The organism is Pseudoclavibacter helvolus (genome assembly GCF_014191305.1).
GTDB lineage: Bacteria > Actinomycetota > Actinomycetes > Actinomycetales > Microbacteriaceae > Pseudoclavibacter > Pseudoclavibacter helvolus.
The window spans coordinates 1,305,685-1,331,029 of sequence record NZ_JACHWJ010000001.1 but is presented as its reverse complement, the minus strand read 5'-3'; the positions used below and the strand labels follow the sequence as shown (position 1 = coordinate 1,331,029).

Sequence of the window (25,345 nt, the reverse complement as noted above, 5' to 3'; positions counted from 1 at the left end):
CCATCGGGATTCTCCTGCAGCTGCCTACGCGGAGAGGCGCGGGTAGTCGGTGTATCCGACCGCGCTGTCGCCGTAGAAGGTCGCCGGGTTCGGCTCGTTCTCGGGGTGGTCTCCCATCCAGCGCTCGACGAGGTCCGGGTTGGCGATCGCGAGGCGGCCGACGGCAACCGCATCCGCGTTGCCCTGCGTGACGAGGCTCTCGGCTTCCTCGCGGGTCGTCACACGGCTGAAGCCGCTGTTCGCGATGAAGGCGCTGCCGGCGCGCGCACGCAGGTCCTGGACGAGCTCGCCCTCTGGGTCGCTGTGGAGCACGCTCAGGTACGCGAGCCCAAGCGGGGCGAGGCCGTCGGTCACCGCCTCGTACGTCGCGCGCACGTCGGCGTCGTCGGCCTCGACGACGTCCTGGATGTTGTGGGCCGGGGAGAGGCGGACGCCGACGCGTCCGGCACCGATGGCGTCTGCGACGGCCGTCGTCACTTCGATGAGGAAGCGCGCGCGGGCGGCGGGTGATCCGCCGTACTCGTCGGTGCGCACGTTCGATACGGGCGACAGGAACTCGTGGAGGAGGTAGCCGTTGGCTCCGTGGACCTCGACGCCGTCGAGCCCAGCTTCGATGGCGCGACGTGCCGCATCCACGAATTCCTCGCGGACAATGGCGAGCTCGGCAGTGGTGAGCGCGTGAGGAACCGGGTACGGCTGCTTGCCGTTGGGCGTACGCACCTCGCCGTCGATCGCGACGGCGCTCGGTGCGACGATGCGTGGCGTGCCCGTGATATCCGGGTGCGACACTCGCCCGCCGTTCATGACTTGCATGACGATGCGGCCGCCCCTGGCGTGTACGGCCTCGGCGACCTGGCGCCAGCCTTCGACCTGCTCGGGCGTGACGATGCCCGGCTGCCCAGGATAGGAGCGCGACTCGGCGCTCGGGTACGTGCCCTCGGTGATGATGAGGCCCAGGCTTGCGCGCTGCGCGTAGTGCTCCGCCATAAGCTCGCCCGGAACACCCTCCGCGCTCGCACGCGTGCGAGTCAGCGGCGCCATGACGACGCGGTTGGCGAGCTCAATGTCGCCGAGGGTCAGAGGAGAGAAGAGGTCCACAGGTAGTGCCTTTCGGTTGAGGGCTGAACGCTGGTGCGCAGCCCCACAGTTCGAACAGCACGTGTTGCCGCCGCATTCCGAAAGGCGTGTCGCGGGAGTCGCGCTCGTCTCTCGCCGTCGTCCTCGCCCCGTGGACGTGCCCCGCGCAGCCGGGACACGTGCACGGCGGCGAGCCTAGAGATCGAGGATCCCGTCCCGGACGGACCGCAGGGCGTGCTGCACAGCGCCCACCGAGACGACGCCTGCGCCCAGCTCGGAACGGACAAGCTGCGGCACGGGCAGGTGCAGCAGCGCGGGCAACTCCTCGCGGGCGGCCGCGATGAGCCCCTCGGCTCCTGGCGCGATGCCACCGGCGACGATGACTCTTGCCGGGTCGAAGAGGCTTACCACGAGGCCGGCGATGCGTGCCAGCATGCCGCCGACCTCGGCGACGATGTGGCTCGCGTCGGCGTCGCCGTCCCTAGCGGCCTCGAGGACGAGCTTGCCATCGATGTCCTCGCCCGGCACGCTGAGGAGAGGGCTGCCAGGGGCCACCCTGTTCTGCGCCACGGCCGCCCGAGCGAGTCGCGACGCACGCAGGCCCAGCCCGGCGACCCCCTCCGCGCCAGCGACGAGCTCGAGTCCGAGCATCTCGCCGACGCCCCCGTGCGCCCCCCGCAGGAGTCGCCCGTCGACGACGATGCCGGCGCCGAAGCGCTCACCGCTGAGGAATGTCACGAAGTCGTTGCAGCCCACGCCGGCGCCGACGCTGCCCTCGGCGACCGCCGCGAGCAACGCGTCGTTCTCGACGCGGATGATCGGAACCTCGGCGTCGAAGACCGTCACGAAGTCGGGGTTCGTGCGCTGCCAGAACCCGTCGATGTGTGCGGGGGATAGGCCCCGAGCATCCACGGGGGCGGGGACGCCGATGCAGATCCCGGCCACCCCATCCAGGTTGTGGCCGGTCGTCCGCAGCTGCTCCGTGACGACACGGCGCAGGAGCTCTCGTCTGGTCAGGGGGGAGTCGGCTTCAGGGTCGACCTCCACCTGGCCCGAGCTGAGGGTCTTGCCGCGCAGGTTCGAGACGGTTGTGGTGAGGTGCTCGCGCCCCGCGTCGACTCCCACGACGACGGCCGCGTCCGACGTGAACTGGAAGCGCCGAGCCGGGCGGCCCTTCTGGTACGTGCCGTCCTGGCGGGAGTTGGGGAGCTTGGTCACCAATCCGCAGTCGGCGAGCTCGTCGAGTAGGTCGATGATCGTCGACCTGGTGAGGCCGATGCTCATCGCATCCGTCGCGGTGAACGCACCGGAGGCCCACGCGTACTCGAGCAGCAGCTGCAGGTTGGCGTGCTTGAGCGGCGGAGGTGTGCTGGGGAGTCGGAACACGGTGTTGACCTTTCGCTGACCGTGGGCTTACATTACCTCCAGCAGTAAATTTAGCGATAAAATTTAGTGTTCGTTTCAATGTCTGACCAGCCAGCACGGCTGCCAGCTCAGCCCAAGGGACAACGACGTGCCATCACCTTCGAAACGCTTCCGGCCCCGCGCCCTGCTCCGCGCCCTCGTGGCCGCGCTTGTGCTCGTGCTCACCGGTTCCGGCCTCGCCGCCTGTACCGCCACCGGCCCCACGGAAGTGCGCTTCCACCTCAGCAAGCCGGAGGCCATCCCGTACTTCCGCGAGCTCATCCAGGAGTACAACTCGTCGCAGAGTGAAGTGCGCGTGGTGCTCGACAGCTCCTCGAACCTGCAGGCGGGCTTTCTCCGGGGCAACCCACCGGACCTCGGCCTCCTCAACTAGAACATGGAGATGGCTCGGTTCATGGAGCGCGGTGCGCTCTCCGACCTCTCCGACCTGCCGGAAGCCGAGCGCATCCTCCCCGAGATCCAGGGCCTCGTCGACCAGTACGCGAGCTACCCCGGACGCACGAGCGTGCTGCCGTACTCGGTGATGGCGGCATCGGTCATCTACAACAAGGACATCTTCGAGGAGCAGGGGCTCGAGGTGCCGACGACTTACAGCGAGCTCATCGAGGTCTGCGACCAGTTGAAGGCGGCGGGCATCGACCCCTTCTACGCGACGTTCAAGGACCCGTGGACGGTCAGCCAGGGCTGGTTCGACTACACAGTCGGCGGCTCCATCGACGTCGCCGGCTTCTACGACGAGCTCAACGCGCTCGGTACCGAAGTCGGCCCGGACTCACCCGTATCGTTCGAGTCGACCATGACCGAGTCGGTCACGCGCATGACCGAGCTTGCCAGCAACTACACGAATGCGGATGCGGGCAGCCGCGGCTACGGCGACGGCAACGTTGCCTTCGCCGAAGGCAAGGCCGCCATGTACCTGCAGGGGCCGTGGGCGCTCGGCGAGATCGCGAAGACGAACCCGGATGCGCAGCTCGGGATGTTCCCGCTGCCCATGACCGAGAACGCCGACGACCGCGAGGTTCGGGTGAACATCGACCTCGCCGCCTGGATCCCCGAAGCGTCGAAGCACAAGGAGGAGGCGCGCGAGTTCCTGCAGTACCTCTTCCAGCCTGACGTGATCAACGCCTACAACGCCGCACAGCTCGGCTTCGGCACCACGATCGACGCCGACCCGGTCACCGATCCGCGGCTCGTCGAGCTGCAGCCGTACTACGAGAGCGCTGCCTTCTACCAGGGGCCGTCGAAGGCAATCCCGCTGACCATCCCCACTGAGAACTACATGCAGGGGCTCGTCACCGGGGGAGCGAGCGTCGATTCGACGCTCAGCACGCTCGACGCCGACTGGGCCCGCCTCGCGCTGCGCCAGTAGTCCCGCTCATGACAACGGCCAGCACTCGATCACGAACCGGAATGGAGACAACAGTGTCGACCACCACCGAGGCGATCCGCACCGACGAAGCAGCGCGCGAAGGGCAAGAAGCTCAGGCCACGCAGCACACGTCGAGTCGACCGCGTCCACTACCTCTTCCTCGTCCCGACGCTCGTGCTCTTCACGATCGCCATCACCATCCCCGCCGTCATCGGCATCTTCTTCAGCTTCACGAACTCCATCGGCTTCGGCGAATGGAACTTCGTGGGGATCACGAACTACGTCGCCATGTTCGGCGATCCCGCCATCTGGCAGAGCTACGGCTTCACGATGGGCTTCGCGGCCGTCACCGTGATCCTCGTGAACGTGCTCGCGTTCCTGCTCGCGGTGGGCCTCGTCGCGCGCATCCGCCTCAAGGCGCAACTGCGCACGATCTTCGTGATCCCGATGGTCATCTCCGGGATCGTCATCGCCTTCGTCTTCAACTTCCTGTTCTCCAACGCGTTTCCCGCGCTCGGACAGAGCCTCAATATCCCGTGGCTGTCGGAGAGTATCCTCGCGAACCCCAGCCTCGCCTGGGTCGGCATTGTCATCGTCACGGCGTGGCAGGCGATCCCCGGCACTCTGCTCATCTACATCGCCGGACTCCTCGCGGTGCCGGGCGACGTGTACGAGGCCGCCGAGCTCGACGGGGCGACGAAGCTGCAGCAGATGCTGCAGATCACGCTGCCGCTCGTCGCCGGCTACGTCGTCATCAACGTCATCCTCGGCTTCAAGAACTTCCTCAACGCGTACGACATCATCGTCGGCCTCACCGACGGTGGGCCCGGCACCTCGACGCGCAGCATCGCGATGACGATCTTCACCGGCTTCAGCGGAGGCGACTACGCCTACCAGATGGCAAACGCGACCTTCTTCTTCGTGATCGTCGTCGTCATCTCCCTTCTCCAGCTCCGCCTCACACAGGGAAAGAACCAACTCTGATGGCACTTCAGCAGCCCATCGTCAGCCGCGCGGGCGTGGCACCGGCGAGCAAGAATCTCGGCGGACGCCGTCGTGGCCGCGGCAGATGGTCGACGACGATCATCCTGCTCCTCTGCACCGTGACCGTGCTCATTCCGCTGTACGTCACCGTGGTGACGGCCTTCAAGACCACCTCGCAGGCCGTGAGCGGCAATGTGTTTGCGCTCCCTGCCCCGTTCAGTTTCGACGGCTTCGTCGAGGCATGGAACCTCACGAACTTCCCGCAGGCGTTCGGGGTCTCCGTGTTCATCACGGCGGGCACGGTCGCTGGCGTCATCCTGCTCGCGGCGTTCGCCTCGTACGCCATCACACGGAACTGGAACAACCGCTTCTTCCGAGGCTCGTTCTACTACCTGCTTGCTGCCATGTTCTTGCCGTTCCCGGCGGTCGCGCTGCCGCAGATCCAGATGAGCGGGCTCTTCGGCCTCGACAACCCGCTCGGTGTCATCATCCTGCACGTCATGTTCCAGCTGAGCTTCTCGATCCTGCTCTTCACGGCGTTCCTGCGGTCGATCCCTGGCGAGCTCGAGGAGAGCGCGCGGATCGATGGCGCCAGCACCTGGCAGACGTTCTGGCGGGTCATCTTCCCGCTGCTGGCCCCGATGAGCGCCACGGTCGGCATCTTCGCCTTCCTCGCCTCGTGGAACGACTTCATGATGCCGTCGCTCATCATCTCCGACCCTGCCATGCAGACGCTGCCCGTCGTGCAGAAGATCTTCCAGACGCAGTTCAGCAACAACTACAACGTGTCCTTCGCCTCCTACCTGATGGCCATGGCGCCAGCCCTGATCGCCTACCTGTTCACGCAGCGTTGGGTCATGGAAGGCGTCACGCAGGGCGCCGTCAAGGGCTGACGACGTTACTTCAGCTCCAGATTCTCGCCAACCACAGACCACCAACAGCCCAAGGAATGCCCCCGCTATGAGCTCGACCTTCTCGGCAGAGACCGACCTCCTCACCCGAACCAACCCGCACGACGCCGACTGGTGGCGCCAGGCGGCCGTCTACCAGATCTACCCGCGCAGCTTCGCGGACGCGAACGGCGACGGGCTGGGCGACCTGCCCGGCATCACCGCCAAGGTGCCGTACCTGCAGGGCCTCGGCATCGATGCCGTTTGGCTCAGCCCCTTCTACCCGTCGGAGCTCGCCGATGGCGGCTACGACGTCGCTGACTACCGCGACGTGGATGCGCGTCTCGGCACGCTCGAGGACTTCGACGCCATGGTCGCGGCGCTCCACGCCGCAGGGATGCGGGTCATCGTCGACATCGTGCCGAACCACTCGTCCGACCGCCACGAGTGGTTCCAGGCGGCGCTCGCGGCAGGGCCAGGCTCCCCTGAGCGCGACCGCTACATCTTCCGCGACGGCAAGGGCCCGGATGGAGCAGAGGCTCCGACCGACTGGGAGTCGGTGTTCGGCGGGCCCGCCTGGCACCGGGTTGAGGACGGCCAGTGGTACTTCCACAACTTCGCGGTCGAGCAGCCCGACTTCAACTGGGCGAACCCGGAGGTGCGGGCCGACTTCCTGCACACGCTTCGCTTCTGGTCTGACCGGGGTGTTGATGGCTTCCGCATCGATGTGGCCCACATGCTGATGAAGGACCTCAGCGGCGAGCTGCCGTCCAAGGCTGAGCTCGACGCGATGCCGTTCGACGGTCAGCACCCGATCATCGACCGCGACGACGTGCACGAGGTCTACGCCGAGTGGCGCAAGGTCTTCAACTCGTACGACCCGCCCCGGACGGCCGTTGCTGAAGCGTGGGTCGAGCGCGACCGTCGGCCGCGCTACGCCAGCCCCGAGGGGCTCGGGCAGGCCTTCAACTTCGACCTCCTCGAGGCTGATTTCGATGCTGCGCAGTTCTCGAGTATCGTCGCCGACAACCTCGAGCTGGCCGAGCGCTCGGGTTCATCGACGACTTGGGTGCTGTCGAACCACGACGTGGTGCGCCACGCGACTCGGTACGGTCTGCCGCATCCGGAGCGGAACGCGAAGGGGCACCCGCTCGCGAAGCACGGCTCGGAGTGGTTGCTGTCTGGTGGGGAGCGTCCGGTCTTGGACGCCTCGGGCGGCCTCAGGCGTGCCCGAGCGGCGACGCTGTTCACGCTTGGTCTGCCCGGCTCGGCGTACCTGTACCAGGGCGAGGAGCTCGGACTGCACGAGGTGGCACAGATCCCGGATGCGGACCGTCAGGACCCCACGTTCTTCCGCAACCCGGGCGTCGACATCGGCCGCGATGGCTGCCGCGTTCCCGTGCCCTGGGTGGCGGAGGGCCGGTCGTTCGGGTTCGGGGAAGCGGATGCGCACCTTCCCCAACCCGAATGGTTCGGCGCGTCTGCGGTCGAGGTTCAGGACTCAGACGATGCCTCCGTGCTCGCGCTGTACCGTCGGGCGCTCGCGCTGAGGCATGAACTGCAGAGCGGGGAGCAGCTCGAGTGGCTGCCGAGCGGGAACGATGCGGTGCTGCGCTTCGCTCGCCCGAACGGGTGGGAGATCGTCACGAACTTCGGCGCCGAGCCGTTCGAGCTCGGACCTGACGCCGAAGTGCTGCTGCGCAGCGACCTGGAGGAAGGGACGACGCTCGCGGGCGAGACCACCGCTTGGGTGCGCCGCCGCGACTAGTCAGCTCGGACGGCCAGCTCGGCTAGCCAGCTCGGCTAGCGAGCTCGGCTAGCGAGCTCGGCTAGCCAGTTCGGACAGTCAGTGTGGTGCGCCCTCTCTCGACCAGGGCTCTTTCGACCAGGGCTTTCTCGACCAGGGTCGTCTCTACCGGGGGAGAGGGCGTACCTCCGCGCAGAACATCGTCGGGTCAGAACGGTGGTGTTCTTGTCCGTCGTCCGAGTCCCGGCGATGGGTAATCGCCAGAGCCAGAGCCAGAGCCAGAGCCAGAGCCAGAGCCCGGGCTAATCCTCGCGTCCAGCTGCGGGGGCCGATCCGTCGGTCTGAAGAATTGACCGGTGGGTCTGAAGAGTTCGTCGGTGGGTCTGAAGATCATGCCGTGGGGTTCGGGTCTGCTGATGTAGACCTTCCCGCTTGGGGTGGTCCATTCGAGGACCCCGCCGCCGAGTTGTTTCACTTTCCAGACGGTGTGGTGTTTCACGATGTGGTGGTGTTTGCAAAGTCGCTGAGGTTCCAGACCGCGGTCTTGCCGCCGTATTGGTAGTCCTTGGTGTGGTCGAGTTCGCAGTTGATGGCGGGTTGTCGGCAGCCGATGAAGCGGCAGTGGATGTCGCGGGCCTGCAAGAACGCCCGCATTGCCGGGGACGGCTTGTAGGAGTCGACGGCCTGCACCGCCCCGGTGATGGGATGCGTGAGCACGCGCACGAAGGCTGGTGCGGTCGCGGCGAGGCGTTTCGCGTCTTCGATGGGCATGGGGGTCATGCCGTCGAGCAGTGCTGGTGCTTGTCCGGCTGTGGGCTTTTTGGTGAGTGCGGTCGTGATCGGGATGGAGAGTTGCACGTTGGCTTGGATGCCGGCGGCGGCGGAGTTGCCCATGGGGTCGCTGGTGAGGAGCATGTCGGCGACGACGTCGGACATGACCTCGTTGAGGCTGCGCTCGTCCGGCTCCTCGGCAGTCTCTGCAGTCGCGGCGCTCGCGCGGGCGTCGTCGACAGCGCCCCCGAACGCGCTCCCGCCTCCGGATGTCGCTGTTCCGTCTGCGGCTTTATCGCCGCCGTGGAGTGCAGCTCCGGGTTTCGGTCGCGCTTTGATGATCGCGAGCGCCTGCTTGCGCACTCGGTCCCGGATTGCGTGCGCGACGAACGTGTCCGTCGTGACCCGGAGGATGCTCATCCCGTCACCCAGATCCTCCACGGTCGCGCGGCGTTGTCGCTTCGCTCGTGCGTGGCGCTGGTCGATGGATTCCCCGGTGAGCTCTTCCGCGACCCGCTCCGCCGCCTTCTGCAGCGCCCGCGGTGGCAGCGGTTCTTGCCGGATGCGTTCGAGCATCACGTCCACGAACAGGGCTCGCCGTTCGGCTTGCTCGCTGGGGTCGTCGTGGTTGACCTTGAATCCCACCTCGACGAGTTTCTGCACCTGGGCGGGCGTCGCGACGTTTTTGTCGAGCGCGACGAGGAGGGCGGGGAAGTCGTCGCGCGTTTTCGATGCGAGCGCCAGCTGTCCTTGCGCGACCCCCGAGGACACCTTCACAAGCAACGCGACCTCGTCCGCGATCGAGCAGACATGCATGGCGGACTCCGCGCATCCGTCAGCGACATCGAGCGCGTGCCCGAAGTTGTACGCTGCCGCGTGCGCTCGCAACTGCAGTGCAGTACCGCTCGCGATCATCGCGGCCGCCTGCTCCTCCATCGCGAGGATCTCCGTGCGCCGGGCCGCGACCGACGCCGGGTCCGAGGGGTCAAACCCAAGGCCCGGAAGGTCGGCATCGCGGTGCTGTTGCATGCCCCCAACACTACGGACCACCACCGACATTTCGTGAGGGTCGTGGATAACTTCCCATCCCGAAGCTCGCCGTCCACAGGGGCCCTTCCGAGTTCTCCCCAAATCTGGAGTGAACTCAGGATCGCTAGTATTCGTATACGTGTTCTATCACTCGCACTCTTCTGCAGCGAAACGGAAGTAACTAAAAATCTTCGCGGAGTTTTCAACCAATCTCGACGCAGCGCGCGCTGCGGGCTCTAAATCGTCCGCCCGCGATGCCCCATGCGGTCCGGCCGTCTCTGACTCGCTCAGGTAGTCGCGGACTCAGAGTCGCTGTTCAGCAGCTCCGGGATCGCTGGGCGGCCGCACCCAGCCCTGCCGAGCATGTCGGAAGGCCTTTGGAGTGCGTGGAGCCATGCACTCTTGCGGAGTCGTCAACCCCGGGTCAAGATCCTGAGTGCCTCCAGCAACCTGATCTGGGACTATCCGGTTTCCTGGGCTGAACTCTCACCCCTGCTCATCACGAACGGCCACGACGCGGACGCTCCCCGCAGGCACTGGCTGGTCCGCCTCCACCGGGGTGCCGCTCAGCAGGTCCAGTCCTGAAACCCCGGCTCCCGCATCCGTCGCTCCGTGGTTGATCTGGAACACGTAGTCGACGCCCTCGCTTCGCCGGACGACGGTTTCGACATCGCCGATGGGGGAGTAGGCGACGCCTGCGTCGTCGAGGACCCCCGTCACGAACGCGTCGAGGTCGGGGCCGTCGATCGCCGTCGCGAGATACCACGCAGAGCTCTTCCCGAAGCTGTTCCGTGTCACCGCCGGACGACCTGCGCCAGGCCCGTCGGCGAACGCGGCGACGCTCGTTGCGCCCCGGAGCTCGATGTCGTCGCTCCAGATTCGCCCGCGCGACCCGTCGCTCAACGCGACTCGCTCGCCCGCACGCAGCGGCAGGAACTCCTCGATGACGAGTCCGAGTAGGTCCCTGAGCTGTCCTGGGTATGGGCCAGCGGGCACGTTGTCGTTCGTGGAGACGATGCCCGAGAAGTAGGAGAACGCGAGCGTGCCACCCTGCGCCGCGTACTCGCGGAGGTTCTCTGCGGCGTCATCCTCGATGAGGTACAGCGAGGGCGCGAAGACAGCGTCGTAGCTGCTGAGGTCGGCGTCGGGGTGCACGAAGTCGACCGTCACGCCGCGGTGCCAGAGGGCTGCGTAGAAGGCTTCGATCCGCTCCCGATGATCAAGGTCGACCGATGGTCGCCAGTCGAGGTCCTGCGCCCAGAACGACTCCCAGTCCCAGGCGATCGCGACCCGCGCATCCACTCGTGAACCCAGAACGGGCGCGAGTGCGGCGACGTCGGCGCCCAGGGCGACCGACTCCCGCCACTTCCGCGACGCCTCTCCGGCCTGCGGGATGAGTGCCGAGTGGAACTTCTCCGCGCCGCGTTGTCCTGCGCGAATCTGGAAGAAGAGCACAGCGTCGGCGCCGCGAGCCGCGTGCGCGAGGCTGTTGCGGCGCATCTCGCCTGGACGCTTCGCGATGTTGCGAGGCTGCCAGTTGACGGCCGAGGTCGAGTGCTCCATGAGGATCCACGGCTTGCCGCGCGCGAGCGAGCGCGTGAGGTCGGCGGCGCGCGACAGCTGGATGTGGTTGTTCTCCTGCTCGGCGGACAGGTAGTGGTCGTTGGCGACGATGTCGACCTCGTCTGCCCACTTCCACAGGTCGACGCTCGGGCACATGCCTGCCATGAAGTTCGTCGTGATCGGCTGCGGGGCGTGCTCGCGGATCGCGTCGCGCTCGGCGGTGAAGCACTCGAGCAGCGCTGCCGAGCTGAACCTCTGGAAGTCGAGGCGGTGGGCGGGGTTGCTCGCCGTGCCGGATGTCCGAGGCGCGTCGATCTCGTCCCACGAGCCGTAGCGCTGCCCCCAGAAGTTCGTGCCCCAGGCGGCGTTGAGTGCATCGAGCGACGAGTGGCGTTGCTGCAGCCACTGCCTGAACGCCCCGACGGAGGCGTCGTCGTAGCTCTCCGTGACCGGGGTGCCGTACTCGTTGTGCACGTGCCAGAGCACAACTGCCGGATGCTCGGCGTAGCGTTTCGCGAGCCTCGCCGCGATTGCGGTCGCGGCCTGTCGGTACTCCGGCGAGCTTGGGCTGACGATGCCTCGCGAGCCGAAGGCGAGTGGTATCCCGTCGCGGGTCACTGCACGAGCGTGCGGGTACTTGCGGTAGAACCACGCGGGCGGCGAAGCGGTCGGCGTGGCGAGGTCCACGTCGATGCGAGCGGCGTGGAGGAGTTCGACGATCTCGTCGAGCACGGAGAAGTCGTAGACGCCTTCCTCGGGTTCGAGGAGCGCCCACGAGAAGATGCCGATGCTGACGAGGTTGACTCCGGCCTCGCGCATGAGGCGGATGTCTTCATCCCAGACCTCGCGAGGCCACTGTTCTGGGTTGTAGTCGCCGCCGAAGCGGATCGTCTGGCGGCCGGGTATCCACGTCGATGTCATCACCCGGACAAGCTTACGTCATCGTAAATTCCTTGCGCCATTGACTTACGAATGCGAAAGTGGCTGAATCGGTGCATGACTGCAGAAGCTCGCGATGTGTACGGGGCCGCCCCCGATCGATACAAGCGGATGCGCTACGCCAAATCAGGGACGAGTGGCCTCAAGCTGCCAGAGCTCTCGCTTGGGTTGTGGCACAACTTCGGGCGCGAGCGGTCTCTCGAGATGCAACGCGCGATTATCCGCCGGGCCTTCGACCTGGGCATCACCCACTTCGACCTTGCGAACAACTACGGCCCGCCTCCCGGCTCTGCCGAGGAGAATTTCGGCCAGATTCTTGCGGAGGACCTTGCTGCCTACCGAGACGAGATCATCGTGTCCTCGAAGGCCGGCTATTCGATGTGGCCCGGGCCCTACGGGGAGTGGGGGTCGCGCAAGAGCGTGCTCGCCTCGCTTGACCAGTCGCTCACGCGGCTCGGGCTGGACTACGTGGACATCTTCTATTCGCACCGCTTCGACCCGGAGACGCCGCTCGAGGAGACGATGGGCGCGCTCGCAACGGCCGTGACCTCGGGAAGGGCGCTTTATGTGGGTGTCTCCAACTACAACCCGGCGCAGACGCGCGAGGCGGCGGGCATCCTGGCCGGGCACGGCATTCCTCTGACGATTCACCAGCCCCGCTACTCGATGTTCGACCGACACATCGAGGAGGGACTGCTGCCTGTGCTCGATGAAGTTGGCGCGGGTGGGATCGTCTTCTCGCCGCTGGCGCAGGGGTTGCTCACCGATCGCTACCTCGACGGTGAGGTGCCCGCGACCTCTCGCGCAGCGACGTCGAAGTTCCTCTCGGCGTCAGGCATCGACGACGAGTACCTGGCGCGCGCTCGAGCGCTCACTGAGATCGCGGCCGAGAGGGGCCAGACGCTCGCGCAGCTGGCGCTGAGCTGGGTGCTGCGTCATCCGCAAGTCACGAGCGCGCTTATCGGCGCCTCGAGTGTTGCGCAGCTCGAGCAGAACGTCGCAGCTCTGGACGCACCCGCGCTCACACTCGGGGAACTCGCGAAGATCGAGCCGCTGGCGGTGGATGGCACCGGCCAGGTCTCCAGGTAGCCGCTGTCCTAGGGGCGGCGGGGTGCCCGGCCGCGCGCGATTTCGTGCGTTCGCTCCTCTCGGGATGCGCGCAGGTGCACCCCGGCCCAGGCGCGGAACGGATGCCACGCCTGCGTGATCTGCTCGATGGTGCGGTCGGTCCCGTACTGTTCGGCGATCTCCGCCTCAAGGCGGCGCTCGTTCCGGGGGAGTACGTCGGGGAAGTTCGCTCCGCGGATGATGATCAGTTCTGCGGCGAATGGGCCGATCCCGAGGATCTCGCGCACCTGTCGGAGCGCCTCATCGGCATCCAGGGAGCGGAGTCGCTCGCCAGAGAGCACGCCGTCGAGTGCGGACGACGCGACGGCGCTGAGGTACTCGGCCTTGCGTCCCGGAAAGTCCAGGTCCAGGCTCAGCAGCGCCGCCGACGCCGACCTCATCGTCGTGCCGTCCTGGATCAAGGACGGCGTCCCACCTGGCCCCGCGCTGACACGGATGCTCCGGAAACGGCACGCCCTCGGCACACCGATCGTCGGTCTGTGCCTCGGCGCAAACGCGCTTGCCGACGTCGGGCTCCTCGCCGGGCGGAGCGCCGTCACTCACTGGACAAGCACGGCGGAGCTCGCGGCGCGGCACCCGGACATCGACGTCCAGCCGGCCGCGCTGTACCTCGACCACGGCGACGTCCTGACCTCGGCGGGCACTGCATCCGGGATCGACGCCTGCCTCCATATCGTGCGAACCAGACTCGGGTCGGAGGTCGCGAACCAGGTCGCCAGGCATTTGGTCGTCGCGCCGCACCGCGAAGGCGGCCAGGCCCAGTACATCGAGCGGCCGGTCGCTCTCGAATCCTCCGGGGGAGCGATCGCGTCGGAGTGAGCGTTTGTGCTCCAACACCTGGGCGAAGACCTCAGCGTCACCCGGCTGGCGGAGTCCGCTCACATGAGCCAGCGCTCGTTTGTCCGTGCCTTCCGCGAGACCACGGGGGCGACGCCTGCCGCCTGGGTGAGGTCCCGCCGACTCGACGAGGCGCGACGCCTGCTCGAGCGCAGCGACGCCTCGATCGACCAGATCGCCGATGCCTGCGGATTCGGCAGCCCGGTCACCTTCAGGCAGAACTTCGCAGCCGCCTTCGGCAGCACGCCATCGAGCTACCGGCGCCGCTTCGACGCTCGGTGAGAGCACCTGCCAGGCCCGAACGACAGGGTCGGCGATTTCCGGTTTCTCACTTCTCACACCCTCCGCGGAAAGGCGTGCCGAGGAAGTTGCCTCGGGGAAACAGGAGCACGCACCCCGCGAAACATGCGGTTTCTACGCTCTGAGCATGTCAGCGACCGACCGTCGCCGTTCATCCACGGAGGAGCCACCATGCGCACACCAACTCGAAGCAACCGAGACGAGCTGTGATGAGCACGAAACAAATGCCGCACGGTGACGAAACATCCCCGACCTACGCTCACGACATGCTCCCCCCGGCACCACGCTCTCGTCACGTCGTGGTGATCGGCGCGGGCATGGTCGCGCACCGCTTCATCGAGTCGCTTCGAGCGCAGGACTCCAACGGGGTGTGGGCGATCACCGTCATCGGCGACGAGCCGTGGCGTCCCTACGACCGGGTGCAGCTCACGAGTACCTTCTCCGGCGTCGACCCGGCCGCGCTGGAGCTGGGCAGGCCGCTCATGTGGTCGCACCCCAACGTGACGCTCCGCACCTCCGAGACGGTCACGAGCATCCACCCGGAGACCCGCACCGTCGTCACGTCGCTCGGCGCGACCGAGCACTACGACGAGCTGGTCGTCGCGACCGGGTCTGCGGCCGCGAAGCCGCCCATCGTCGGGGTGGATGCGCCGGGCGTGCACGTCTACCGCACGGTCCAGGATGTGGTCCAGCTCAAAGCGGAGGTTGCCGAGTTGTCACAGCGGCTCGGCCGCACCGTCCGCGGCGCGGTTGTCGGCGGAGGGCTCCTCGGCCTCGAAGCCGCCGGCGCCATGGTTGCCCTCGGAGCCACGTGCACCGTCGTGCAGTCGTCTGGCCACCTCATGTCGGCCCAGCTCGACGCCGGCGGCGGCGAAGCGCTCCGCCTCCTCATCGAGCACCTCGGCGTGGATGTGCGCACCGGGTCCCGCGCAAGCGCCGTCGTGCTCGACGCGGACGGCCGCGCCGCCGGGCTCGTGTTCCCCAACGGTGAGCCGGAGCCCGCCGACCTCGTCGTCTTCGCCGTCGGCATCACTCCTCGCGACGAGCTCGCCCGCGGCGCGGGGCTCGCGCTCGGCGCTCGCGGTGGCATCGAGGTCGACGAGGCCTGCCGTGCATCTGTCCCAGGCATCTCGGCGATCGGCGAGGTTGCCTCGATCGACGGCGAGTGCTTCGGGCTCGTGGCCCCCGGCTACTCCATGGCCGAGGTCGTCGCGAACCGGCTCACCGGGGGAGAGGCGACGTTCCCCGGTGTCGACCTCTCGACGAAGCTCAAGCTCACGGGCGTCGACGTTGCGAGCTTCGGTGATGCGTTCGCCGAGTCACCCGGAGCGCTCGAGGTCACCTACGCCGACCCTGTTGGCGGCGTCTACAAGAAGCTCGTCATGTCGGATGACGGCAAGGTGCTGCTCGGCGGCATGCTGGTCGGCGACGCCTCCGTCTACACCTCGCTGCGTCCCATGGTCGGTCGCGAGCTCGGCACCGACCCCGCCGCTTACCTGCTGCCCGCGGACGGCGTGCCCGAGGTCGGTGGAGACCTGCCTGACGACGCCACGGTCTGCTCCTGCAACAACGTCTCCGTGGGCGCGGTGCGCGGTGCGGTCACCGACCACGCCTGCACCGACCTCGCCGGGGTCAAGGCCTGCACCAACGCGGGGACCGCCTGCGGCTCGTGCGTGCCGCTCGTCAAGAAGATCTTCTCCGCCGAGCTCGCCAAGACGGGCGTCGAGGTCAGCAACGCGCTCTGCGAGCACTTCGCGCTCTCCCGGGCCGGGCTCTTCGACGCCGTGCGCGTCACGGGCCTCACCACCTTCACCGGCATCATCGAGCGGCACGGCAACGGCGGACGCGGCTGCGACATCTGCCGTCCGGTTGTCGCCTCGATTCTCGCCTCGCTCGGCAATGGGCACATCCTCAAAGGCGAGCAGGCCGCCCTGCAGGACACGAACGACCATGTCATGGCGAACATGCAGAAGGACGGCACCTACTCGGTCGTCCCGCGCATCCCGGGCGGCGAGGTCACCCCCGACGGCCTCATCGCGATCGGCGCCGTTGCGAAGGAGTACGGCCTCTACACGAAGATCACGGGAGGCCAGCGCATCGACCTCTTCGGCGCCCGCATCGAGCAGCTGCCGGAGATCTGGAAGAAGCTCATCGACGCCGGCTTCGAGTCGGGCCAGGCGTACGGCAAGGCGCTGCGCAACGTGAAGTCGTGCGTCGGCTCCACCTGGTGCCGGTACGGCGTGCAGGACTCGGTCGCCATGGCGATCTTCCTCGAGCTCCGCTTCCGCGGCCTCCGCTCGCCACACAAGCTCAAGTTCGGGGTCTCGGGATGCGCGCGCGAGTGCGCGGAAGCGCGCGCCAAGGACGTCGGCGTCATCGCCACCGAGAAGGGGTGGAACCTGTATGTCGGCGGCAACGGCGGTTTCACGCCCCGCCACGCGGAGCTCCTCGTCGAGGACCTCAACGACGAGCAGCTCATCACCGCCATCGATCGCTTCATCGGCTACTACATCCGCACGGCCGACCGGATGCAGCGCACCGCTCGCTGGATCGAGGACCTCGAGGGTGGCATCGACACGCTCAGGGCGGTCGTGCTCGAGGACAGCCTCGGCATCGCGGCAGACCTCGACGCCATGGTCGCGAACCACGTCGACAACTACAAGGACGAGTGGCAGGAGGCGCTGAACGACCCGGAGGTCATGCAGCGCTTCGTCTCCTTCGTCAACGCCCCAACCACCCCAGACCCCTCGCTCGGCTACGTGCCGGAACGCGGCCAGCTCCGCCCGGCCAACGACGCAGACCGCAGCGCAGGCACCGTGATCGCAGGAACGACCTTGGAGGTCCGACGATGACCATCGCATTCGACACCCGAAACGCCACCATCGACCACCCGTTCCACGAAAGCGCTCACCACTGGGTCGGCGTCTGCGCCCTCGCCGCCCTGCACCCCGAGCGCGGCGTCGCCGCCATCCTGGACGGAACCCAGATCGCCCTCTTCCGGCTCGGTGACGACCAGGTGTTCGCCGTGCAGCAAGCCGACCCGTACTCGGGCTCGCAGGTCATGAGCCGCGGCCTCGTCGGAACGCGAGGAGGCCGCGTCACCGTCGCGTCGCCCATGTTCAAGCAGGTCTTCGACCTGGCGAGCGGCGAGTGCCTCGACACCGTCGGCAAGGAGGCGCGCACCCTCAGCACCTACCAGGTTCGTCTTGAAGACGGCACAGTGCTTGTGGATATGGGTCCTCGCGTCGAGGGAGGGGAATCCAGATGAGTACGCTCATGGCGCTCGACTTCACCGGCCGCGATGTGCTCATCGTGGGGGCAGGAGCCGTCTCCGCGAGGCGCGCCCAGAAGTTCGTCACGGCCGGCGCATCCGTTAACGTCGTCGCACCGGACCTCGGCGGCTCGCTCGGCGGCCTTGTCGCCGACGGGTTCGTCACCTGGCTGCAGGAACCCGTGCGCGCCGATCACTTGGACGGAGTCTGGTTCGTGCACACCGCAACGGGCGATAGGGCGACCGACCTGCTCGTCGCTGAGTGGGCCAACGAGCGACGGGTGTGGTGCGTGAACGCGAGCGACGCATCCGCCGGCAGCGCCAAGACGCCGGCCACCTCTGACGCAGGGGCCGTCGAGATCGGCGTCGTCTCCAAGCAGGGCGCCGACCCCCGTCGCAGCCGCCTCATCTGCGACCAGCTCGCCGAAGGCCTTCGGGCTGGCGACATCGACCTGCGCAGGCACCGTGCGGGCACCGGCCGCGTTGTGCTCGTCGGGGGTGGCCCGGGCGACGCCGACCTCCTGACGCTCCGCGGCCGCCGAGCCCTCGCGGAAGCCGACGTTGTCGTGACCGACCGGCTCGGGCCGCGCTCGGTGCTCGCCGAGCTGCCCGCCGACGTCGAGATCATCGACGTGGGCAAGCAGCCCAAGCACCACCCCGTGCCGCAGGAGGAGATCAACCGCATCCTCGTAGAGAAGGCCAAGCAGGGGCTTGTCGTCGTACGGCTCAAAGGCGGCGACCCGTTTGTCTACGGCCGCGGCGGCGAGGAGGTGCTCGCATGCAACGACGCTGGCATCGACGTGGAGGTCGTGCCAGGCATCAGCAGCGCGATCTCCGTGCCGGCCGCCGCCGGCATTCCCGTCACGCACCGCGGCGTCGCGAACTCCTTCCAGGTCGTCACGGGCCACCAGCGCCTCGGCGCCGAGCTCCTCCGATCCGTCAAGGGCGACACCTGCACACTTATCGTGCTCATGGGCGTCTCCGCGCTCGGCCGCATCTGTGGGGAGCTCGTGGATGCTGGAGTGCGCGACGACATGCCCGTCGCCATCATCGAGAATGGGCACACCCCTCGGCAGCGCGTGACGCGGGGGAGCCTCCGAACGATCGACGCCACTGCGCGCAGCGTCGGCGTCGCCAACCCGGCCATCATCGTCATCGGCGAAGTGGCCCAGTTCGGGCTCCTGCAGGCCACTCGTTCGCTCCAAGAACAGGACGCACTGTCAGCATGAGCCTCCCACCAGCGAGCGGGGCGCGCGGCCGCGCACCCCAGGAACAGCACCTGGCCGGCGTTGTCGTCGTCGTGACGAGCGACCGCCGCTCCGGTGAGCTCGCGACGGCGCTCGAGCGACGCGGGGCGATCATCCGCCACTCGCCGTCCCTCAGCATGACCGCGGTGGAGGATGACGCCGACCTGCTCGACGCGACGAAGCGCGTCATCGCCGACCCGCCGGACATCGTCGTCGCGACCACGGGCGTGGGCTTCCGCGGCTGGATCGACGCGGCGGATGCCCACGGGCTGGCCGAAGACCTCGTCGCGGTGCTCTCCCGTGCCCGGATCGTGGCACGGGGCCCGAAGGCGCGCGGCGCGATCCAGGCAGCGGGCCTCAATGCCGATTGGGTCGCCGAATCCGAGACCTCGGCTGAACTCGCACAGTTCCTCCTCGCGGAAGGTGTTGAAGGAGCGCGCATCGCGCTCCAGCACCACGGCTCCGGCGCCGACGGCCTCGACGAGCAGTTCGCCGAGGCCGGGGCCGACGTCGAGAGCCTCATCGTGTACAAGTGGGGGCCTCCCGCCGACCCCGCGCTGCTCGCCCGCTGGGCCATCAAGGCGGCGGACGGCGAGGCCGACGCCATCGTGTTCACGTCGGCGCCAGGCGTCTCCGCGTGGCTCGACTCGTTCTCGAGCGGGGCGGATGGGGAGCCAGCCGGGGACGACGTGTCCGCCGGCGCCGGCGCACTCGAACGACTCAAGGCCCGCTGCCGAGACGGCTCGCTCGTGACCGTCGCCGTCGGGCCCATCACGGCCGCGCCGCTGCGAGCCGTCGGGATCGAGCCGGTTGTGCCGAAGCGCGGGCGCCTCGGAGCGCTCATCCGGGAGCTCATCGAGCACTACGCGCAGCGTGGGGCCGAGGGCATCGAGACCGAAGCCGGACGGCTCTTCCTCCGCTCGAGCTGCGCAGTCATCGGCGACGACGTCATCGAGCTCTCGCCCGGAGCGCTCCGCGTGCTGCGCCTACTCGCCGGCAACCCGGGAGGTGTCGTGAGCCGGGAGCAGATGCTCGCGCGGCTCCCCGGCAACCCAACGACGAACCACGCCGCAGACGTCGCGGTCGCACGTCTGCGAGAGGCGTTTGGCGACCGGGCGCTCGTGCAGACGGTCGTGAAGCGCGGCTACCGGCTGCGTATCCGCTCGCAGTAGCCCTCCGCCGAAAACAAGCCCGCCCGAGACCAGCTTCGACCGCAGAGAGCGAGCCCAGAATGACCACGCACCCCTCGCGTCCCACCATCCTGGTTGGTGCTTCCCACGGCACCGATAACACCGAAGGCCAGGCCGTCATCCGCGAGCTGCTGCGCCGCGTGCAAGCGATGCGGCCCGGCGTGCCGGTGGTCGAGGCGTTTGTCGACGTGCAGCAGCCCAGCCTCGTCGACGTGCTGGCTGGGCTCCCCGCTGACGCTGACGTCGTCGTCGTCCCCGTGCTGCTGACGGTCGGCTTCCACACGCAGGTCGACATCGCCGAGGCCGTAGCCGCGCGCCCTCGAACGACGGTCGCGGCGCCCCTGGGCCCAGACTCCAGGCTGTCGCAGCTCCTCTGGGAGCGGTTCCTCGAAGCTGGCGGCAGTGTCGACGACGGGGTCGTCATTGCCATCGCGGGCTCCACGGCGGCCGCCGCCGTGCCCCGCTTCCATGAGCTGCGCGAGCAGTTCAACGCCATCGGCGGGGCGGATGCGCTCCTCGGCTACGGGGCGGCGCTCGACCCGCGCGTCCCGGCTGCGGTCGAGCTCGCCAGAGGTGGCGCCGGTGCAGGAGGCGGGACCGAAACGCACCGAGTGAGCGTCGCAAGCTACCTCCTCACCCCCGGCTTCTTCCACGACCGTGTCACCGAGGCAGGAGCCGACGTCGTCGCCGCCCCCCTCGGCGTCGACGACCGCATCGCGGAGATCATCCTCGAGCGCTTCGACGCCGCGGTCCTCGCCGCTGCCGCTGCCGCTGCCGTCGCAGTCCCCGTCTGAGCACACTTCTCACAGCCGCCAGGAGAGGGCGAGAGGGAAAAGAAACCAGAACGCACCGCACGAGCCACGGGGCCGAAACTGCGCCCGAATAGCTTGTGGACATCGGGCCGAACATGGCCGCAGAGCATCGCCAAAGCGAAGGGGAACCCGTGTCCTACGTCAAGCCGAATGACCTCGTCACCACCATGATCGATGCCGGGGAGAGCAAGATCTTCCTGTCGACCCGCGACACCATCATCCGCTCCATCATGGGAGGCGCGTTCCTCACGATCGCCGCCGCCTTTGCCGTCACCGTCAGCGTCACGACCGGCGTGCCGCTCCTCGGTGCGCTGCTCTTCCCTGTGGGCTTCATCATGCTCTACCTGCTGGGCTACGACCTCCTCACTGGAGTCTTCGTGCTCGGCCCCCTTGCGTGGCTCGACAAGCGGCCGGGCGTCACACTCCGCGGAGTGCTCCGGAACTGGGGCCTGGTCTTCGTCGGCAACTTCATCGGCGCCTTCGTCATCGCCGTCCTCATGGCCATCGTCGTGACCTACGGCTTCTCGACCCCGCCAAACGAGGTCGGCGAGGCGATCGGCCACATCGGTGAGGGCCGCACCGTCGGCTACGCCGAGCACGGCGCGTCAGGCATGCTCACCCTCTTCGTCCGCGCCGTGCTCTGCAACGCCATGGTCGCCACGGGCGTGGCCCTCGCCATGATCTCGAAGAGCGTCGCAGGCAAGGTCATCGCGATGTGGATGCCCATCATGCTGTTCTTCTTCATGGGCTTCGAGCACTCCATCGTGAACATGTTCCTGTTCCCATCCGGCCTGCTGCTCGGCGCCGACTTTACGATCATGGACTACCTGATCTGGAATGAGATCCCCACGGTCGTCGGCAACCTCGTCGGCGGACTCCTCTTCGTCGGACTCCCGCTGTACTACACGCACGGCCGCACCCGGGCATCCCGAGCAATCGCGCCGAAGCTCGCCGAGACTGAGGCAAAGACCCCCGCCGCGGTCTGAGTTCCTTCCTTCACCCGCCTCCACCCTTCTCCCGCCTCCACCCCGAAAAGTCAGCCAGATGCATGCCCCTTCGTTCGGGAGCCTGCTTCTGGCTGACTTTTTCAGCGCTCCCGAGTTGGTTTCAGCTCTCTGCCTGCCTGCCTGCTTGCTTACCCGCCCGCCCTGCCTGGCCCACACCCCCGGCAGCAGAAGTTGGTGAGTTGCACGCGCACAGTGTCGTAAAGGTGCGTCTGGCTGACGCCTGCGGTTGCGGTTGCGGGCGCGCCTGCGTATGCGGATGCGGATGCGGCGGTTGCGGTGCGAAGGAAGGGCTTCTCCTGCGGCAACAGAGCAGTGGGGAAGCAGCGGGGAAGCTCCGCGGCTTGTCCTCGGACGCAGAAGGCCCCGGCCTTCAGGCGGTTGCCTGAAGGCCGGGGCCTTCTGCGTTACGTCGGCCGCTGGCCGTGCGAGTTAGGCGTTCGACTCGGTGCGGTCTCCGGACCAGTCGGTGTGGAAGACGCCGTCGCGGTCGATGCGCTTGTAGGTGTGGGCGCCGAAGAAGTCGCGCTGGCCCTGGATGAGGGCGGCGGGGAGGCGCTCGGCGCGCAGCCCGTCGTAGTACGACAGCGACGAGGAGAACGCGGGGGCTGGGATGCCGGCCTGCGCTGCCTGCACGACGACGCGACGCCACGCGGCTTGCGCGGTGTCGACGGCGTCGGTGAAGAAGGGCGCGGTGACGAGGGCCACGAGGTTCGGGTTCTCGGCGTACGCCTCGGTGATGCGGTTCAGGAAGCGGGCGCGGATGATGCAGCCGGCTCGCCAGATCGCGGCGATGTCGCCCTTCTTGATGTCCCACCCGTACTGCTCGGCGCCCGCGATGATGGCGTCGAAGCCCTGCGAGTAGGCGATGATCTTGGACGCGTAGAGCGCGAGGCGCACGTCCTCGACGAACCCGTCGGCGTCCTCGACCTGGAAGCCGTCGGGGCCGGGGAGGGCGCGGGAGGCGGCACGCTGCTCGAGCTTGGAGGACACGGACCGGGCGAACACGGCTTCCGCGATACCGGAGACGGGCACGCCGAGGTCGAGGGCGGTCTGCACGGTCCACGCGCCGGTGCCCTTGGCGCCGGCGGCGTCGAGGATGACGTCCACAAGCGGCAGCTGCGTGTCGGCGTCGACCTGGCGGAGCACTTCCGCGGTGATCTCGATGAGGTACGACTCGAGTTCGCCCGTGTTCCACTCGGCGAAGATCTCGGCGATCTGGGCGGGGGTTTTGCCGGTGCCGCGGCGGATGAGGTCGTAGGCCTCGGCGATGAGCTGCATGTCGGCGTACTCGATGCCGTTGTGGATCATCTTCACGAAGTGGCCCGCGCCGTCGGTCCCGACGTGGGTGACGCAGGGCTCGCCCTCCGCGACCGCGGCGATGGTGCGCAGGATTGGTCCGAGCGTTTCGTACGACTCGGCGGTGCCGCCCGGCATGAGGGAGGGGCCGTTGAGGGCGCCCTCTTCGCCGCCGGAGATGCCGCAGCCCACGAAGTGGATGCCCGTCTCGCGCACGGCTGCCTCGCGGCGGCGGGTGTCGGTGAAGAGCGCGTTGCCGCCATCCACGATGATGTCGCCCGGCTCGAACGCTTCCACGAGCTGGTCGATGACCGCGTCGGTGCCGGCGCCCGCCTGGACCATGATGATCGCGGTGCGCGGCTTCTGGAGCGACGCCGCGAAGTCCGCGACCGACTCGGAGGGAACGAAGCCTGCTTCCGGGTGCTCGCTCACGAGGGTGCGGGTGCGCTCGGGGGAGCGGTTGTACACGGCGACGGTGTTGCCCTCGCGGCTCGCGAGGTTCCTGGCGAGATTGGAGCCCATGACGGCCATACCGACAACGCCGATGTTCGCGCTTGGGGACGAGCCGGTTTCCGGGGAGATCGAGGGGGCAGCGTCAGTGGTCATAGATGCGTCTCTTTCAAAGTGGATGCGAGCTCCCGTCAGGGCGATGCACGGGACACTCCACGGTATTGCACGACGGGCAGTCGTACCCTGACTTGTGGCACGAGCGAGGCAACCATTTCCGAACATGACGAAACGGCGCCGAACTTGGCACACAGCCAGGACGATAGCTGGCTGCGTGCGTGACCGCGAGCACCAAGACAGGGAGACACTCCAGTGGCTGATCACGACGCCCGTACGAGAGCCTACGATTTCGGGCGCCCAGACGATGACGGCGACGCCATCACCGACGAGCAGCCGACGACGGCGATGCCGAGGACTCGGGCGACGCCAAGCGCACCTTCGTCCCCGCGAGGCTCATCCTCCAGCTTGTACGCGGGCAGCGAGGAGTCGACGCGCGTCATCCCGCAGCAGGCCCCGCCGCCCGCCCCGGCAGCGGTTGCGCCGAGTCGTCCAGCCAAAGAAGCGCGGCAGCAGCCGCGGGCGGCGCAGCAGGCTGGTCTGACGGATGCACGCGGCGGCGACGGCAGGAACGGCCGAGGCCGCGAGTCGGCCAGCCCCAGTGTCTGGGCTCGCATCGGATCTGTCTTCCTCGCCGTCCCGCTCTACGTCATCTGCCTCGCTGCCTTCAGCGCCATCCCGGTGCTCATCATCGTGTCGGGGGTCTCCTCTTCAGCCGGCAGCTTCCTCGGCGATGGCGGCGGCGTTTCGCCCGTCTGGACGATGCTCGTCACGATGCTGGCGGCTGTCGGCTTCTTCCTCATGGCCCTGACGATGCGGCTGTCCGGCACGGGATCCGTGGTTGCGGGAGCCCTCTCCGTGCTCGCGGGGCTGGGTTGCTTCCTCCTCCACGCGCAGATCACTGCGGCCATCGCTGCCGCCCCGCTCTGGCAGGACGAGCTCGCGACCTTCGCGCTGTTCGCTGGCCCTGCATCCGGAATGGCGGTCTCGCTGCTCGCCGCCGAACTGGTGGTCTTCGGGTTCGCGATGCTGGGCGCAGGGGCCGCAGTGAGCAGCGCTCGCCGTCACGGTTGGCGCAAGGCAGTCGGCTTCTGACAAAGCTGACTGCACGACTTTTCGAGAAGGAGCCCCCTCAGCGCTCGGCATGACGTAAAGTAGGGGGCTGAACTTCGGCGAGGGGCCGTTAGGCCCGTGATCGACGCGGTGATGTGTCCTTGAATGGGCCTCCACACGCTTCCTCAGTCTGTCGAGAACCACCATCAAGGAGACAACATGGCAGAGACCAACAAGCTCAGCGTTGAACTGCGCGACAAGTTCGGCAAGGGTGCAGCCCGCAAGATCCGCGCTGCTGGCAAGATCCCCGCAGTGCTCTACGGCCACGGCACCGAGCCCCGCCACCTGACCCTCCCGGGCCACGAGACGATGCTGCTCATCCGCAAGGCAAACGCGCTCATCGAGCTCGACATCGAGGGTGACGCGCAGCTCGCGCTTGTCCGCGACGTCCAGCGCGACCCAGTGCGCCAGATCATCGAGCACCTCGACCTCGCGGTCATCCGCAAGGGCGAGCGCGTCGAGGTCGACGTGCCGCTGCACCTTGTCGGCGACCCGTTCCCCGGAACGATCGCGGTCCAGGACGCGACGACGATCCTCGTCTCCGCAGACGCCACGGCTATCCCGAGCTTCATCGAGGTCTCGGTCGAGGGCCTCGAGGATGGCACGCTCATCCACCGCAACGACCTCAAGCTGCCAGAGGGCACCGAGCTCGTCGACCTCGCTGAGGACGCCGAAGAGGTCGCTCTCGTCTCGATCCAGACGCCTCGCGGCGAGGACGAGGACGACGACGCAGAGACCGAAGAAGCGGCTGCCGAGTAGGTTTCCTACCGGCGTCGTTCCCTCGAC

General features: G+C 67.7%; 22 protein-coding genes. 16 read left to right on the top strand and 6 right to left on the bottom strand.

Annotated elements, in window-relative coordinates:
• Positions 1-24 precede the first annotated feature (24 nt).
• Entirely contained in the window at positions 25-1,098 is a 1,074-nt protein-coding gene (locus tag FHX72_RS06305; protein ID WP_068478598.1) for an alkene reductase, read from the bottom strand.
• A 174-nt stretch (positions 1,099-1,272) separates the two neighbouring features.
• Positions 1,273-2,463 (bottom strand): ROK family protein, encoded by a 1,191-nt coding sequence (locus tag FHX72_RS06300; protein ID WP_338110058.1) that lies wholly within the window; start codon positions 2,461-2,463, stop codon positions 1,273-1,275.
• 127 nt (positions 2,464-2,590) lie between these two features.
• Between FHX72_RS06300 and FHX72_RS19615 the strand changes: the two genes are divergently transcribed.
• The 5 genes from FHX72_RS19615 to FHX72_RS06280 all read left to right on the top strand — a co-directional run bounded on the left by FHX72_RS19615 (position 2,591) and on the right by FHX72_RS06280 (position 7,513).
• Positions 2,591-2,875, top strand: a complete 285-nt coding sequence (locus FHX72_RS19615) for a hypothetical protein (protein WP_338110057.1) — start codon at positions 2,591-2,593, stop codon at positions 2,873-2,875.
• Between the two features lie 9 nt (positions 2,876-2,884).
• The gene (locus FHX72_RS06295; RefSeq protein WP_338110056.1) at positions 2,885-3,871 is read left to right on the top strand and encodes an ABC transporter substrate-binding protein; all 987 of its coding nucleotides are present in this window, start codon (positions 2,885-2,887) and stop codon (positions 3,869-3,871) included.
• Between the two features lie 174 nt (positions 3,872-4,045).
• On the top strand, positions 4,046-4,855 hold the full coding sequence (locus FHX72_RS06290) for an ABC transporter permease subunit (protein WP_183623692.1): 810 nt from the start codon (positions 4,046-4,048) through the stop codon (positions 4,853-4,855).
• Positions 4,855-5,748 carry a carbohydrate ABC transporter permease gene (locus FHX72_RS06285; protein WP_082775177.1) on the top strand — a complete coding sequence of 298 codons (894 nt, stop codon included), beginning with the start codon at positions 4,855-4,857 and terminating at the stop codon, positions 5,746-5,748. The genes FHX72_RS06290 and FHX72_RS06285 overlap by 1 nt, the downstream gene beginning before the upstream one ends.
• A gap of 67 nt (positions 5,749-5,815) precedes the next feature.
• A complete protein-coding gene (locus tag FHX72_RS06280; protein ID WP_183623690.1) occupies positions 5,816-7,513 on the top strand; it encodes a glycoside hydrolase family 13 protein in 1,698 nt (565 codons plus the stop codon).
• Positions 7,514-7,987: 474 nt separating this feature from the next.
• On the opposite strand, the gene FHX72_RS06275 is transcribed toward FHX72_RS06280, so the two are convergent.
• Both FHX72_RS06275 and FHX72_RS06270 read right to left on the bottom strand, forming a co-directional pair.
• Positions 7,988-9,292: an HNH endonuclease signature motif containing protein gene (locus FHX72_RS06275; RefSeq protein ID WP_183623688.1), complete on the bottom strand. Its 1,305-nt coding sequence runs from the start codon at positions 9,290-9,292 to the stop codon at positions 7,988-7,990.
• 486 nt (positions 9,293-9,778) lie between these two features.
• Complete coding sequence (locus tag FHX72_RS06270) at positions 9,779-11,776, bottom strand: beta-galactosidase (protein ID WP_068479571.1); 1,998 nt, start codon at positions 11,774-11,776, stop codon at positions 9,779-9,781.
• Between the two features lie 75 nt (positions 11,777-11,851).
• Between FHX72_RS06270 and FHX72_RS06265 the strand changes: the two genes are divergently transcribed.
• Complete coding sequence (locus tag FHX72_RS06265) at positions 11,852-12,883, top strand: aldo/keto reductase (protein WP_183623686.1); 1,032 nt, start codon at positions 11,852-11,854, stop codon at positions 12,881-12,883.
• 8 nt (positions 12,884-12,891) lie between these two features.
• On the opposite strand, the gene FHX72_RS18825 is transcribed toward FHX72_RS06265, so the two are convergent.
• Positions 12,892-13,323, bottom strand: coding sequence for a DNA glycosylase family protein (locus tag FHX72_RS18825; protein WP_068479567.1), 432 nt, complete (start codon positions 13,321-13,323; stop codon positions 12,892-12,894).
• Here FHX72_RS18825 and FHX72_RS18820 point away from each other — a divergent pair.
• From FHX72_RS18820 to FHX72_RS06225, 8 genes are all read left to right on the top strand, one after another.
• Positions 13,307-13,741, top strand: coding sequence for a hypothetical protein (locus FHX72_RS18820; RefSeq protein ID WP_338110055.1), 435 nt, complete (start codon positions 13,307-13,309; stop codon positions 13,739-13,741). The genes FHX72_RS18825 and FHX72_RS18820 overlap by 17 nt on opposite strands.
• 6 nt (positions 13,742-13,747) lie before the next feature.
• Entirely contained in the window at positions 13,748-14,041 is a 294-nt protein-coding gene (locus FHX72_RS18815) for a helix-turn-helix domain-containing protein (RefSeq protein ID WP_338110054.1), read from the top strand.
• Between the two features lie 284 nt (positions 14,042-14,325).
• Positions 14,326-16,911, top strand: coding sequence for a nitrite reductase large subunit NirB (gene nirB / locus FHX72_RS06250; RefSeq protein ID WP_068479593.1), 2,586 nt, complete (start codon positions 14,326-14,328; stop codon positions 16,909-16,911).
• The gene (gene nirD, locus FHX72_RS06245) at positions 16,908-17,327 is read left to right on the top strand and encodes a nitrite reductase small subunit NirD (protein ID WP_183623684.1); all 420 of its coding nucleotides are present in this window, start codon (positions 16,908-16,910) and stop codon (positions 17,325-17,327) included. Before nirB ends, nirD begins: the two co-directional genes overlap by 4 nt.
• The gene (gene cobA, locus FHX72_RS06240; RefSeq protein ID WP_183623682.1) at positions 17,324-18,559 is read left to right on the top strand and encodes a uroporphyrinogen-III C-methyltransferase; all 1,236 of its coding nucleotides are present in this window, start codon (positions 17,324-17,326) and stop codon (positions 18,557-18,559) included. The genes nirD and cobA overlap by 4 nt, the downstream gene beginning before the upstream one ends.
• A complete protein-coding gene (locus tag FHX72_RS06235) occupies positions 18,556-19,749 on the top strand; it encodes a uroporphyrinogen-III synthase (protein ID WP_068494484.1) in 1,194 nt (397 codons plus the stop codon). Before cobA ends, FHX72_RS06235 begins: the two co-directional genes overlap by 4 nt.
• A 59-nt stretch (positions 19,750-19,808) precedes the next feature.
• On the top strand, positions 19,809-20,561 hold the full coding sequence (locus tag FHX72_RS06230; RefSeq protein WP_183623680.1) for a sirohydrochlorin chelatase: 753 nt from the start codon (positions 19,809-19,811) through the stop codon (positions 20,559-20,561).
• A 149-nt stretch (positions 20,562-20,710) separates the two neighbouring features.
• Positions 20,711-21,565: a formate/nitrite transporter family protein gene (locus FHX72_RS06225; RefSeq protein ID WP_068494530.1), complete on the top strand. Its 855-nt coding sequence runs from the start codon at positions 20,711-20,713 to the stop codon at positions 21,563-21,565.
• Positions 21,566-22,015: 450 nt separating this feature from the next.
• Here the strand turns inward: FHX72_RS06225 and gndA are convergent, their stop codons facing one another.
• Positions 22,016-23,488, bottom strand: a complete 1,473-nt coding sequence (gene gndA, locus FHX72_RS06220; protein WP_068492730.1) for an NADP-dependent phosphogluconate dehydrogenase — start codon at positions 23,486-23,488, stop codon at positions 22,016-22,018.
• A 213-nt stretch (positions 23,489-23,701) separates the two neighbouring features.
• On the opposite strand from gndA, the gene FHX72_RS06215 reads away from it, so the two are divergent.
• Both FHX72_RS06215 and FHX72_RS06210 read left to right on the top strand, forming a co-directional pair.
• On the top strand, positions 23,702-24,541 hold the full coding sequence (locus FHX72_RS06215; RefSeq protein WP_068479556.1) for a hypothetical protein: 840 nt from the start codon (positions 23,702-23,704) through the stop codon (positions 24,539-24,541).
• 177 nt (positions 24,542-24,718) lie between these two features.
• The gene (locus FHX72_RS06210; protein ID WP_068479554.1) at positions 24,719-25,318 is read left to right on the top strand and encodes a 50S ribosomal protein L25/general stress protein Ctc; all 600 of its coding nucleotides are present in this window, start codon (positions 24,719-24,721) and stop codon (positions 25,316-25,318) included.
• The last annotated feature ends 27 nt before the right edge of the window (positions 25,319-25,345 follow it).

Coding starts and splice junctions, on each gene's coding strand:
- FHX72_RS06295 (WP_338110056.1), top strand. CDS start 2,885: ATGGCTCGGTTCATGGAGCGCGGTGCGCTCTCCGACCTCTCCGACCTG.
- FHX72_RS06285 (WP_082775177.1), top strand. CDS start 4,855: ATGGCACTTCAGCAGCCCATCGTCAGCCGCGCGGGCGTGGCACCGGCG.
- FHX72_RS06280 (WP_183623690.1), top strand. CDS start 5,816: ATGAGCTCGACCTTCTCGGCAGAGACCGACCTCCTCACCCGAACCAAC.
- FHX72_RS06275 (WP_183623688.1), bottom strand. CDS start 9,292: ATGCAACAGCACCGCGATGCCGACCTTCCGGGCCTTGGGTTTGACCCC.
- FHX72_RS06270 (WP_068479571.1), bottom strand. CDS start 11,776: ATGACATCGACGTGGATACCCGGCCGCCAGACGATCCGCTTCGGCGGC.
- FHX72_RS06265 (WP_183623686.1), top strand. CDS start 11,852: ATGACTGCAGAAGCTCGCGATGTGTACGGGGCCGCCCCCGATCGATAC.
- nirB (WP_068479593.1), top strand. CDS start 14,326: ATGCTCCCCCCGGCACCACGCTCTCGTCACGTCGTGGTGATCGGCGCG.
- nirD (WP_183623684.1), top strand. CDS start 16,908: ATGACCATCGCATTCGACACCCGAAACGCCACCATCGACCACCCGTTC.
- cobA (WP_183623682.1), top strand. CDS start 17,324: ATGAGTACGCTCATGGCGCTCGACTTCACCGGCCGCGATGTGCTCATC.
- FHX72_RS06235 (WP_068494484.1), top strand. CDS start 18,556: ATGAGCCTCCCACCAGCGAGCGGGGCGCGCGGCCGCGCACCCCAGGAA.
- FHX72_RS06230 (WP_183623680.1), top strand. CDS start 19,809: ATGACCACGCACCCCTCGCGTCCCACCATCCTGGTTGGTGCTTCCCAC.
- gndA (WP_068492730.1), bottom strand. CDS start 23,488: ATGACCACTGACGCTGCCCCCTCGATCTCCCCGGAAACCGGCTCGTCC.
- FHX72_RS06210 (WP_068479554.1), top strand. CDS start 24,719: ATGGCAGAGACCAACAAGCTCAGCGTTGAACTGCGCGACAAGTTCGGC.